At 39.8% G+C, this 12,380-nt stretch carries 15 protein-coding genes; 2 read left to right on the top strand and 13 right to left on the bottom strand.

Going from position 1 to position 12,380, the window contains the following annotated elements; all coding sequences use genetic code 11:
• Positions 1 to 40: 40 nt before the first annotated feature.
• The 7 genes from ADH02_RS04940 to ADH02_RS04910 all read right to left on the bottom strand — a co-directional run bounded on the left by ADH02_RS04940 (position 41) and on the right by ADH02_RS04910 (position 6,790).
• Positions 41 to 685: a TIGR01906 family membrane protein gene (locus ADH02_RS04940; protein WP_048783029.1), complete on the bottom strand. Its 645-nt coding sequence runs from the start codon at positions 683 to 685 to the stop codon at positions 41 to 43.
• Positions 673 to 1,455, bottom strand: a complete 783-nt coding sequence (locus ADH02_RS04935) for a TIGR01457 family HAD-type hydrolase (protein WP_048783027.1) — start codon at positions 1,453 to 1,455, stop codon at positions 673 to 675. The genes ADH02_RS04940 and ADH02_RS04935 overlap by 13 nt, the downstream gene beginning before the upstream one ends.
• Entirely contained in the window at positions 1,456 to 2,280 is an 825-nt protein-coding gene (locus ADH02_RS04930) for a YutD family protein (protein WP_048783025.1), read from the bottom strand.
• Positions 2,273 to 3,631 carry a bifunctional metallophosphatase/5'-nucleotidase gene (locus ADH02_RS04925; protein ID WP_048783024.1) on the bottom strand — a complete coding sequence of 453 codons (1,359 nt, stop codon included), beginning with the start codon at positions 3,629 to 3,631 and terminating at the stop codon, positions 2,273 to 2,275. The genes ADH02_RS04930 and ADH02_RS04925 overlap by 8 nt, the downstream gene beginning before the upstream one ends.
• Positions 3,628 to 4,128: a Cys-tRNA(Pro) deacylase gene (ybaK, locus tag ADH02_RS04920; protein WP_048783022.1), complete on the bottom strand. Its 501-nt coding sequence runs from the start codon at positions 4,126 to 4,128 to the stop codon at positions 3,628 to 3,630. Before ybaK ends, ADH02_RS04925 begins: the two co-directional genes overlap by 4 nt.
• 122 nt (positions 4,129 to 4,250) lie before the next feature.
• Positions 4,251 to 5,519, bottom strand: a complete 1,269-nt coding sequence (rho, locus tag ADH02_RS04915) for a transcription termination factor Rho (RefSeq protein ID WP_048783020.1) — start codon at positions 5,517 to 5,519, stop codon at positions 4,251 to 4,253.
• Positions 5,520 to 5,530: 11 nt separating this feature from the next.
• Complete coding sequence (locus ADH02_RS04910; RefSeq protein WP_048783018.1) at positions 5,531 to 6,790, bottom strand: UDP-N-acetylglucosamine 1-carboxyvinyltransferase; 1,260 nt, start codon at positions 6,788 to 6,790, stop codon at positions 5,531 to 5,533.
• 169 nt (positions 6,791 to 6,959) lie between these two features.
• Between ADH02_RS04910 and ADH02_RS04905 the strand changes: the two genes are divergently transcribed.
• Together ADH02_RS04905 and ADH02_RS04900 are read left to right on the top strand one after the other, a co-directional pair.
• Positions 6,960 to 7,952, top strand: coding sequence for a biotin--[acetyl-CoA-carboxylase] ligase (locus ADH02_RS04905; protein WP_048783016.1), 993 nt, complete (start codon positions 6,960 to 6,962; stop codon positions 7,950 to 7,952).
• Positions 7,953 to 7,971: 19 nt separating this feature from the next.
• A complete protein-coding gene (locus tag ADH02_RS04900) occupies positions 7,972 to 8,499 on the top strand; it encodes a biotin transporter BioY (protein ID WP_048783014.1) in 528 nt (175 codons plus the stop codon).
• Positions 8,500 to 8,555: 56 nt separating this feature from the next.
• On the opposite strand, the gene ADH02_RS04895 is transcribed toward ADH02_RS04900, so the two are convergent.
• The 6 genes from ADH02_RS04895 to ADH02_RS04870 form a co-directional block, all read right to left on the bottom strand.
• The gene (locus ADH02_RS04895) at positions 8,556 to 9,401 is read right to left on the bottom strand and encodes a PTS system mannose/fructose/sorbose family transporter subunit IID (protein WP_048783012.1); all 846 of its coding nucleotides are present in this window, start codon (positions 9,399 to 9,401) and stop codon (positions 8,556 to 8,558) included.
• Positions 9,391 to 10,197, bottom strand: a complete 807-nt coding sequence (locus ADH02_RS04890) for a PTS mannose/fructose/sorbose/N-acetylgalactosamine transporter subunit IIC (RefSeq protein ID WP_048783011.1) — start codon at positions 10,195 to 10,197, stop codon at positions 9,391 to 9,393. The genes ADH02_RS04895 and ADH02_RS04890 overlap by 11 nt, the downstream gene beginning before the upstream one ends.
• A 28-nt stretch (positions 10,198 to 10,225) precedes the next feature.
• Positions 10,226 to 10,702, bottom strand: coding sequence for a PTS N-acetylgalactosamine transporter subunit IIB (gene agaV / locus ADH02_RS04885; protein WP_048783009.1), 477 nt, complete (start codon positions 10,700 to 10,702; stop codon positions 10,226 to 10,228).
• A 290-nt stretch (positions 10,703 to 10,992) separates the two neighbouring features.
• Positions 10,993 to 11,478 (bottom strand): hypothetical protein, encoded by a 486-nt coding sequence (locus ADH02_RS04880; protein WP_048783007.1) that lies wholly within the window; start codon positions 11,476 to 11,478, stop codon positions 10,993 to 10,995.
• A gap of 11 nt (positions 11,479 to 11,489) precedes the next feature.
• Positions 11,490 to 11,765: a preprotein translocase subunit YajC gene (gene yajC / locus ADH02_RS04875; protein WP_048783006.1), complete on the bottom strand. Its 276-nt coding sequence runs from the start codon at positions 11,763 to 11,765 to the stop codon at positions 11,490 to 11,492.
• Positions 11,765 to 12,211, bottom strand: a complete 447-nt coding sequence (locus ADH02_RS04870) for a PTS sugar transporter subunit IIA (RefSeq protein ID WP_053091399.1) — start codon at positions 12,209 to 12,211, stop codon at positions 11,765 to 11,767. Before ADH02_RS04870 ends, yajC begins: the two co-directional genes overlap by 1 nt.
• Positions 12,212 to 12,380 lie beyond the last annotated feature (169 nt).

The raw sequence follows: 12,380 nt of genomic DNA, 5'->3' as shown, positions 1-12,380 counted from the left end.
AAAATTCACTTTTAAAACAATTTCTTTATTTCTTAATGTTTTAAATTTCTTTTAATCGCTTAATCGCAACGTTTGTCCCTAAAAGCCCCACCAATAAAAAGGTGAATACTACGGCAAAGCATAGCATAAAGAATTCCTCTGGCAATGCCAAAATAATCGGGTCGTTTTTCGGATCGAACATCCACGCATCATTGTTAAAGAACACTTGATGGAACTTTACAAAGAGCGTATCAAAAAATGCTGCAATCGCAAAGCAAACGACAACTGGAATTAAAACGAGCCATCTGATTGGTCTACGCAATTGCCATGTTTGTCTTCTTTGTCGTAAATATCTCACGCCAAAGAAACTGATAAGCCCTGAAGCGAGCAATACCGCAAAGTTTACGAAGAAAAGACGTTTCACTTCGAAGAAATGGAACAATCCTTGCTGCGAACTTGGAAAATCAGTCATCTTCAATGTATCAATCAATGGGTTCGTTAAGTACCCGATAAGTTCATGGTAGTTCATCTTAAGCGTATCTGCACTGTAACCAGTGAGCTTTTCCACTCCAAACCAACCAATCGACCAGTGATACATCGGCTCAAAGAAAATCACAAACGTAATTCCTAAACTTAAAAAGAAGAGGAATAGCGCGATGGAAGTAATCCACTTAGGCACACGGTAAGTTCTTGTTAAATAGTCCATTCACTCAAATCCTCTACCAAGTGCGTTGGTTGTTCTTCCACTTTTTCTAAGTCTTCGCGAGTTGAAAATCCTGTTAATACCATCAGCGTATCCATGCCGTATTGAATGCCCGCTTGAATATCCGTTTGGTAATTATCTCCCACCATTGCGATGTCTTCTTTTGTAAAATGACGATCTGGGAATTTAGCGTTTAAATAATCCAATGCAGACTCCATAATCACGATGCTTGGTTTACCGATAATAATTGGCTCCACTTGTGTCGCCACTTTTAAGAAACCAGTGATAGCACCTGACCCTGGAATTGGGCCTTTTTCGCTTGGTAAGTTCGAGTCGATATTGGTTACGATATAAGTTGCCCCATTACGAATCGCAAGCGTTGCTGTTTCTAAGTCTTTATACGTCACATTACGGTCAAGGGACTGCAACACGACTTCTGGGTCTTCAGAAACAAGCGTGTATCCAGCTGCTTCGACTTGATTTTTAATCGCTTCTTCCCCGATGACCATGACACGGTTCACGTTGAAATGAGACTTCAAGTAATCCACTGCCGCAACACCGCTTGTATACACTTCGTCTGCAGAAACTTCAGTACCATAGTTCACACGTAAGTTTTCAGCCACTTGTGCAGGTGTTTTTGTAGCGTTGTTCGTTACAAATAGGAATGGAATTTTGGCCTCTTGCAATCTCTTGATGAACGCTTCGGCCGTTGGAATACGGGCTTTTCCGCGATACATTGTTCCATCTAAATCAATAAAATATGCTTTATACATTTAGTTACCTCTTTGTTGGTTTTCTCGAATATGGAATCCTTTCTTCTGAGTGGATTTCATAGGGCTCTTCTTCACCTTGCTGCTTGTTGGTTTCTCCACTTCTTTCATTGAGAAATGCTGCGAAGATTTCTTTTGTTTTGGTTTGAAGTTATTGCCTTCATATTCTTTTTCTTTCATCGTTTCTTTTGGAATAAATTCTTTCAAATTAAACGATTGATCTTTTTTCGTCTTTTGATTTGTCTCATTATTGCGTTTCTTCTGACGGTTTTGAGACTTCTCTTTAAATTTACGCTTGTTATTTGTACGGACTGGACCATCTAAATCCGCCGGACTAAATACATGTTCTCTGCGCTGATTGTTTTGACGTTTGCGTTGATTATTGCGTTCACGTCTTGGACGTTGTTGTAGTTTTTCTTCTTCCACAACTGGCTTATGTTGCGCCTCTGGGTCTCTTTCTAATACGAAATATTGGCACCCAAAATTGCAATATTCTAATAAATATTCTTGTAAATAATCGATATCGCGGTCTGGAGTCGCCAATTTATGCGAATGTTTGAAGAAACCTTTCAAACGTAATTTTTCATGGCCCCAGTCGCCAACGATATAATCATAGCGCTCAAAAATATCATTATAGCGCTCGTTTAACGCTTCAATATTAAATCCGTCACGGTAATCTTCGACGATTTCATAATGCACATCGTCAATCATCACGGTTGTATCGCCAACCATTACCGCACGCTTCACTTCTTCTTCAGGCGTTGTCACAATCTCTTCTAAGACTTGACTTAATTCCTGTGAAAGTGTTTCTGCTTTCTGTTCAGTCATGATTCTTCCTTTCTTTGAATACTAATTCTTTTTCAATAATCGTTCTTAATAAATCTGGATAAATAATTTCGTTGTCCCCTTTTTCTTCAATCATCGGAAAAAATGGAACGAATCGCATATGGTCAGGGCAAACAAATGTAATGAACTCATCATCATCCAACGTTCTTCCATCCACAACGATTTCGCCACTAACGAACTGGAATCCTGTATAAAGGATCTCTCCAAACAGTTTACCACGAAAACCATATCCACGAATAGCTTTTTCTAGTAATTCCGGCTGTTCTTCTTCAAAAATGCGCAATAGTTGTTTGAAATCCGAAACCTTAAAGCGACTCTTGTTCAAATGAATCGGATGGGGCATACATTCATGCAAATCAAACTTTGTAAGTGGACCTTCTTTAAACGGTACTACGAAAAGTCCAGTATAAGTAAATGCTACCGAAACTCCAGTTTGTCTCGTCATCGCTTCTAGCGAGAGAAGAGCTAGTTCCTTCACAGAATATGCAGGAATATGTGGGAGTACTACTTCTTCTTTCAAGAGAGCGACTCCTTCTTGGCGAAGGGCTTCTCCTTCATCAATAGTCGAATCCTCTTTTAAATCCTCTACTGCAATCATTTTGTCCGAAAGAGGAATCAAGCGACTCCCTTCTGTCTTCAAATGAAGCTCACCAATAAAAGCCCCATACTTAAATCCACCTGTTAACAGCGTCTGATTTACCCATTTTCCTTCTTCAAAGAGATGATGCGTATGTGCCCCAAGAATCACTTGGATTTCTGGATAAGTTTCAGCAATCAGATGATCCATTTCAATTCCCAAATGAGACAGCAAGATAATCTGATGACCACCTGAAGCAAGCGTCGGTACAAGGCGCTTCAACGCATCCATCGGCTCTTCAATCAAATAGCCATTTGGCCCATAGCTTTCTGGATACGATGCCGTTAGTCCAATGAAGGCGATACTGCAGTCGTCCACTGTTTCGAAGTGAACTTCCTTTGCAAACGGAGGCACTTCTCCAGTTGTTGCCCATTTGACATTCGAAATGATGACTTCGAACTGGCGACCTTCATACGCCGCCTCTAATTCAAGCGGTGTATACGCCGTTCCTTCGTTATTTCCAAGGGTCGCAAAATCGATTTGCTGCTCGTTCAACACTCTTGCAGCAATCTTTCCATCTTCTGCTTCAACCAATGGATGAACACGGTCAATGAGGTCTCCGAGATCAATCCCAAATACCTTCTGCCCTTCTTTTTCAAGCTGGGCTCTGCGCTCCTTCATAAAGCGCGTTTGTGTCTTTATGGAATGAAAATTCGAGTGCATATCATTGATGTGAAGAATCGTTACTTCACTCATGCTTCCACCTCATCCGGATGATTTTCGAATACTGTTGCTTGTGTTAACTGTTGTAAATCCTGTGGTGCAATTTCTAATTGTAGTCCACGTTTTCCCGCAGAGATACGAATTGTTTTTTGCTCCATCGCATGATGCTCGATGAAGGTTGGGAATTTCTTCTTCATTCCAATCGGAGAACATCCTCCGCGTACATATCCTGTTAATGGTTCCAGTTTATCTAGTGATAATAATTCTACGCGTTTATTTCCTGAAACTTTCGCAATCGTCTTTAAATCTAATTCTCGGTGAGCCGCAATACAAGCGACTAAATGTCCAGTCTTATCGCCTGTTAATACGATGGTTTTGTAGACTTCCTCAACGGGAATCCCCATCCCCTGCGCTGCATGAATTGCATCAAGGTGTGCTGTATCTACATCATATTCATGAATGGCATATGGAATTTTCGCCTGTTCGACCATTCGAACTGCATTTGTTTTGATTACTTTTTTCTTTTTCACGTAAAATCACTCCTTTTTCCATTTTACCACAAGGAGCAATCTATTTGAAATCTCCTTTCATCTTCCCTACAACCTTTTGCAAAAAGTAAAAATCCCTAAGAAAACTCTTAGGGATTTAAGTTCTAATCTAATAAACTAAGTCGACGAATGAAATCAGCATTCGATTTCGTTTCTCTTAATTGCTTCACAAGTTGCTCACTCGTTTCAAGCCCGTCTCCTTTAATAGCATGACGCACTTTCCAAATGGCTTCCAGCGTTTCTTGTGAAAGGAGCATGTCCTCTTTACGAGTACCTGAACGTTTTACATCAATCGCAGGAAATACTCGTCTTTCAGCAAGTTCTCTTGAAAGATGGATTTCTGAATTTCCCGTTCCTTTGAACTCTTCATAAATCACATCATCCATGCGGCTACCTGTTTCCACTAACGCTGTGGCAAGAATCGTTAAGCTTCCGCCCTCTTCAATATTTCTGGCAGACCCAAAAAATTTCTTTGGACGATACAAGGCAGCAGGGTCAATCCCACCACTCAATGTTCTTCCTGAAGGTGGAATCGTTAAGTTATACGCACGGGCAAGACGCGTGAGACTATCCATCAAGATAATCACGTCACGTCCATCTTCTACAAGACGTAGCGCACGTTCCAGCACTAATTCACTAATCTTAATGTGGTTTTCTGGAAGCTGATCGAAAGTTGAATACACCACTTCCGCATCTACCGTTCTCTCGATGTCCGTTACCTCTTCAGGTCGTTCATCAATGAGTAAAATAATCAATTCGGCTTCTGGATAATTCGTTGTAATTCCATTAGCGATTTCTTTTAGCAAGCTTGTCTTTCCTGCTTTTGGCGGAGCTACAATAAGTCCACGCTGCCCAAAACCAATCGGACAAATTAAATCCAACATACGAGAAGCGATACGACCACGTGTGGTTTCTAGCACCATTTGCTTTTCAGGATACAATGGTGTAAGTCCTGGAAAATGGTCCCGTTCTTTAGCTTCTTCAGGATCCTTGCCATTCACAACTCCAACTTGCATCAATCCATTAAACTTCTCACCTGGACGTGGAGGACGTGCTGTCCCACTCACAAGGTCTCCATTTCGAAGATCGAAACGGCGAATTTGCGAAGAAGAAATATAAATATCTTCCTGACTGCTTGAATAGTTAATCGGTCTAAGGAATCCGAACCCTTCTGCGCGGTTAATGTCTAAGACACCTTCCACTTGGAAAAATCCAGTCGCTTCTTCTTGAGCACGAAGAATCGCAAGCGCCAATTCCTTTTTATTCATTTGACCGTAATAAGGAATCTTATAATGTTTGGCAAAGCCGTACATCTCTTTTAAAGTTTTTTCTTGTAAGCTTTGTAGCGTTACAGTTTCCACTTGTTCTGACATAATGCCCCTTCTTACTCTTCAATCATCGTAATATCGGCACCTAATGCTTGTAGTTTTTCAACGATATTTGAATAACCACGTAGGATATGTCCGATATTTGAAATCTTCGTTGTTCCTTCAGCCATTAAACCAGCTACCACAAGTCCAGCCCCCGCACGTAGATCGCTGGCTGCAACTTCGGCACCGACTAATAGTGTCGGCCCTTCAAATGTAATGATGTCTTCAATGACTTTTCCACGAGCGCCCATACGATTCAATTCTGCTACGTGACCAACACGTTTTGGATAAATTGTATCGACAACCATGGCTGTTCCTGTTGCTTTACTAAAGAGCGGTGTAATGGTTTGTTGCAAGTCTGTTGCAAAACCTGGATAAGGCATTGTTTTGATGTTCACAGCTTTTAACTCATTTGTCGGGAAAACATAAATATCGTCTTCGCCAACTTCCATCTTTACGCCCATTTCGTTCATCTTCGCAATGAGACTTTCTAAGTGTTCGAAGATCACGTTTTTCACACGAATACCTTCACCAACCGCTGCTGCAATTGATAAATACGTTCCTGCTTCAATACGGTCCGGAATAATCGTATGCGTACATCCATGTAATTGGTCAACACCTTCCACACGGATTACGCTTGTTCCAGCACCTTTAATATTAGCTCCCATTTTATTTAATAAAGTCACTACATCAATAATTTCTGGTTCACGCGCAGCATTTTCGATAATCGTTTTTCCTTTTGCACGAACAGATGCTAGTAATACATTGATTGTCGCACCTACAGACACAACGTCCATATAAATTTTCGTACCAACTAAGCCTTCTTCGTCCGTAGATAAGTAGATAGCACCATCATGATCTTTCACATCAGCACCAAGCGCTTTGAAACCTTTTAAATGTTGGTCAATTGGACGAGGGCCTAAGAAGCAGCCACCTGGAAGTCCAACAACCCCTTCACCGAATTTAGCAAGAGTTGCTCCCATAAAGTAATACGAAGCACGCATGCTTTGAATTTTCCCTTTTGGCATCGGGATTGATTTCATCTCTCTTGGGTCGATGGTTAACGTTCCATCAACGAATTCTGTTTTTACGTTAAAATCATTTAAAATTTCAATTAAAGCATCTACGTCCTGAATCTCAGGGACACCTTCTAATACAACTGGTTCATTTGCGATAATAGCAGCCGGAATTAAAGCTACTGTACTGTTTTTAGCTCCACTAATGGTTACTTCGCCTTTAAGTGGTTTACCGCCGTTAATGACTAATTTTTTCATACTGAAATTCCTTTCACTAAATGTTCTCAATTATTATACCATGTTCACACAAGAATCCGCTATCTTTTAATCGTTTGCACTTATTGTTAACCTTAACAATATTTACAGTTGACAATCGTTTCGAATCTGTTACACTTAAAAACATGAATACTGATGAAAGGAGGATATTATGAGCACTAAACAGGACGTTTTACGTCTTTTATATAGTACCGTGGACAAACCTCTTTCAGGACAAGATATCGCAGAACAACTGAATCTTTCTCGTACTGCTGTGTGGAAAGCCATCCAGCAATTAAAAAAAGATGGATACGAAATCACCTCAAGTACAAAAGTTGGGTATCAATTATCCAGACAGACGGATTTGTTAACCCTTGAAGGCATTCGCACTCATTTGGGAGAGGCTCTTCAAGATTGGGATATTCAAGTTTTTGAAACAACTACTTCAACCAATGATTTGGCTAAAACATATGGGGCATCAGGCTCGAGAGTCCCAACCTTCTTTATTGCAGAAGAGCAAACGGCAGGTCGTGGTCGACTAGGAAGAACATTCCTCTCTCCACCAAAATCTGGACTTTATATGAGTATCTGCATTTTCCCAGAAGGTGATTTGGACAGCATTTCGCTAATCACTTGTGCTACTGCAGTTGCCGCAACACGAGCGGTGGAATCCTTTATCCATGAAAAAATTGGGATTAAATGGGTGAACGACCTCTACTATCACGACAAAAAAATTGCCGGCATCTTAACAGAAGCCGTGACGAATATTGAAGCCCAAAAAGTCGATGCACTGATTGTCGGAATGGGAATTAACTTGCATATCGATGGCGCTATTATTCCAGAGGATTTAAAACCGATTATCGGTTCCCTCTTTTCTCCACAAGAGATTCCAGATGGTTTTAGCCGCAATGAATTCGTTGCCCGTTTCCTAAAAGAATGGAATCAATGTTACGAAGACATCAATGCCGGTAAGCGAGACTTCATGCAAGAATACAAAGATCATTCCATCATTGTCGGCAAGAAAATCAATGTCATTAGCGGTATGAAAACATATCCTGCCACTGCCAAAAGCGTAGACAATAACGGTCACCTCATCGTCCAAACGGATGACGGAACCATTCATTCATTATCATACGGCGAAGTAAGTATTCGTCCAGAAAACTAAAAGATTAGGAGTTAACCTCATGAAAAAATTATCGATTAAAACCATTGTGCTCGCAGCACTTTTAGGAGCACTCTGCTATGTATCTAGCTACTTAAAAATTCCGATTGGTCCAGTACCATTCTCAGCACAAACAGCCACAGTTATTTTGGCATCATTACTATTGCCACCAGTTGGCGCTTTTGCTGCTCAATTTATTCACTTCCTATTACTTTTCTTATTAGGGGGAGGAACTGCATTATTTATTTCTCCATCATTTGGTTTTGTTATTGGATTTATGGTTGCAGCACCTGTGATTTCATTTATCGGAAACCGCATCAACAATATCTTCGGTTGGGTGATTGCTGCTCTTGTGGGTGAAGTCATCTTCTACCTCATCGGAATTCCATATATGACTTTCGTACTCTTAAGCATTAAGATGCAAGAACTAAGCCTTCAACAAATTCTTGGTTTCGGTTTATATCCATTCATTCTTCCTGACTTAGGAAAATTAGTCGTTGCGGTATTCCTTGCAGATCGTATTAAAGCTATTACGAAAAAACACTTTTAAGAAACAACAAAAAATAAGCTAGGCATGATGCCTAGCTTATTTTTATTGTTCAGGGACTAACCCCAGAATTTAACTCCTAGTAAGTTTCCTAAGAATGCAAGACCGATTCCGGCAACTAATAGAAGAACGATACAACGTAATGGCGTCCATTTTTTACGCGCTAATAAGTAGTAAAGTCCTAAAGTAATTCCTAATGGAATTAATTTTGGTAATACACCATCTAAGATTGCTTGGATAACAATTGGTTTTTCACCATTTGCGATTTGAATTCCTAATTTAGTGCCACCGTAAAGGCTAGTTAAAGCCCCAACAACGAATACCCCTAGGATTGAAGCAGCACGAGTGAATTCTTTGGCATTTGCAGTAAAGATACCGATTGCATCTGTCCCTAAGTTGTAAGACCAGTGCATTAACCAGTAACGAATTGCAAATTGGAAGATATTAAATACCGCTAAGAATAGTAATGGTCCAGCGATGCTTCCTTTTAACGCAAAGTCTGAAGAAATACCGGCTACGATTGGAACTAATGTAAACCAGAATAAAGCGTCACCGATACCCCCCAATGGTCCCATTGCAGCAACACGTACCGCACGGATTGTTGGAATATCTGCTTTGTTTTGTTCAAGAGATAATACAATCCCCATTACGAATGTTACTAAGAATGGGTGAGTATTGAAGAACTCTAAGTTATGAGACATAGATGCAGCTAAGTCATCTTTGTCTGTATGGATTTTTTCCAACCCTGGTAAAATACCGTATAACCAGCCACCTGCTTGCATACGTTCATAGTTGAAAGAAGATTGTAAGAAAATTGAACGCCATGCCATTTTGTTTAACGTTGCTTTATCTAAGCGTGGAGCAGGCGTTTGGTTTTTATAAGAATCTGGAATATTATATGCCATCTTCTTCACCTCCATCGTTCACAATGCTAGCACCCGCTGTTTTGAATTTTGTTTGGATTTGGAAATCCCAGTATGCAATTGCAAAACCAATGAACGCTAATAATACTAATGCAGATCCAGCTAAGCTTTCACTTGCAGAAACAATGTTTGCTAAAGCAAAACCTAAGAAGTAGAAGCCCCATAGTTCTTTAGAAACCATTACTTTTAGTAAGATTGCGAACCCTACGAAGCGCATCATACCACCGGCAGCACCTAATCCTCCCATGAACCATTCAGGAATAGATTTTGTTAAAGTATCCCCGATAGCTTGTCCACCGATGAAGAATAATACAACTACAAGACCAAAGATAGCTCCTAAAGCAGCCATTGCTAAGTAGTTCAAACGAGCAATTCCTTTTGGATTTGCATCTTGTGCATACTTATCAGCCACAGCCATCATTGGTGACATTAAAGCAAAGATTAAAGTAACGCCATATTGACCTAAAAGCGCAAATGGAACAGCAGCACCTACTGCAGCAGCTGGTTCTAATTTAAGGCTGATAGCTAATACTGTCGCCATAATTCCTCCGATTACGGCATTAGGTGGTTGTGCCCCACCGACTGGCATGTTACCGATTGTCATTAATTGGTAAGTACCCCCAACAACTAACCCTGTTTGTACGTCGCCCAAAATAGCTCCGATCACTGGACCCATTACGATAGGTTGGTATAGTGATTCTAAAAAGCTGAATTGGTCAATCGCAGCAACAAAAGTTACAAGGAATACTAATAAGATTTGAATAAAACTTGCTTGCATATTCATTGACCCCTTTTATAAATAAAAATTATTGGAATAATTTCGAAACGTCTTCTTTTCCTTCAGTTGGTACTTTCTGAATTTCAAGTTCGACACCTAACTCCTGCAGTCTTCTAAATGCAGCAACATCTGCATCATCAACCGCAACAACACCTGCAACTTGACGTTTTCCTTCCGCCATGTGCATGTTCCCAATGTTAACCTTCTTGATTGGCACTCCTCCCTCTACTAATTTCACTACGTCTTGAGGATTTTCACAGATAATGAAAATCAACTGACGTTCTGCTGCTTTACCAATGACATTAATCGTTTTTTCAATAGTGAAATAACGCGTTTGCGCACCAGTTGGAGCAGCCATATCCATTAACCCTTGACGCATCGAATCCGCAGCTACTTTGTCGTTAGCAACAAGCAGTAGGTTGGCCCCTAAGTAAGATGACCATTGAGTTGCAACTTGACCGTGAATCATACGATTGTCAATTCGTGTTAATAAAATATTTGGCATTACTAGCTCTCCTTTCATAAAAAGCTAAATTCATTATACATAATCCCTCGATCTTTTGGAAGCGTTTTAGTAAAACTTTTTTAATAAATTCTTCATTTTTGAGTTTTTATCACATTTTTGTATTGCTAATTTGTAAAACATTATATATAAATGCTTTTTCAACCATTTTGATGTCAGACAACTCTCACTAATCTCTACAAATAAATTTGAATTTCTTCACAATTAACAAAGCCCCCCTCTAAATTTTTTCCATAAAAAAAGAAGCTTAGAATTTAAGCTTCCATTTCATTTTATTTTGATTTTCCGATAATAGAACTAGTCCCACTGATAGTGACAATCACGCCGAATGCGATAATAATCATTCGGTTCACCAACTCACCTGAGACAAAGAAACTTCCAGCGATAATCAGAACTCCTGCTAAACTAACGAGTAATGTTTTAGCAAGGAATCCTTGCTGTTCATTTTGCTTTGCTCGGTTCAAGTCTCCTTCTTGAACTCCCTTTTCCACCACGTACTTTGGCAAAATACTCTTCACATATGCCACTGTCGCAAGCGCGTAGAATAACGCTCCTACAAATACGCACAGCAACACGTCTGCTGGAAAGAAACTATAGAAAATAGCTCCTAGCGCAAATGCAATCACAAAGCGATGTCTAAAGGCATTAAAAGTCACTAAGTCATCTGTCGGAATATGATAAACCGTCTTTAAGAATGGCAGATAGAAATAATCCTTACCGTCAGCTCCTGTATAAAACTCTCCAAAAATCGATTGCATACAGTCACCGCTTATAAGACTTCAGAAATTGCAAAACGAGATACCGTAATCACGACGCCTTTTGCAATCTCAACATCCACTTTTTCTTCGTCAACTTTCTTTACAGTACCATATAATCCATTCGCACAGACAACACGTTTTCCAGCTTGTAATGCTTCATGTAATTTCTCAAAATATTGCTGTTGACGTTTCATGTTTTTTCTTGAAAAGATATAATAAATCCCTAAAATTACAACAACGAATACGATGAACGTAAGGGAACTCACTAAAATAATATTGGCAGTCATTAAATCCCATCCTCGTCATCAAATTCATCAATGTCATTATGTTGAATCGTTGGTAAGCTTACTTGTTGGATGGCTTCTTTACCAGCTAATAGGCTTTGTGTTACCACGTCTTGCGCACTTGCAGCAAATTCACGTAACATTGCAATTTCAATCAGCATTGGTAAGTTTGTTCCCACAACAACTTCCACATTTTCAAAATCAACAGAAGCTAACATAGCAGCCTTGAATGGACTTCCTCCTAAAAGGTCCGCAAATACAACGATCCCTTCTGTTTCTTCTTGCAATTCAGCCATTGCATTTCTTAAATTATTTTCAAGAGCATCCATTGGATCACTTTCTAAAAATGGAACCACGCGATATGCCGCTTGTTTTCCAGCGATCATCTCTAACGCTTGTCCCACTCCAACAGCAAATTGTCCATGCCCAGTAAGAATTAACCCTATCATTCCATTTCCTCCTAAATACTTAATATCTTAATACTAGACCAGGTTTCATTAAATAGCAAGCACAAATTAATGCGTTTTCATAAATTTCCGTGAAAATAAAACGTGGAGCATTGACGTTTCACTGGGGGTGACAATACTCCACGTTTAAAAGCTATACGAATATTTTTGT

Source organism: Streptococcus sp. 263_SSPC, from assembly GCF_001071995.1.
GTDB lineage: Bacteria > Bacillota > Bacilli > Lactobacillales > Aerococcaceae > Granulicatella.
The sequence above is the reverse complement of the archived record's forward strand: the minus strand, read 5'-3'. Positions and strand labels throughout refer to the sequence as shown.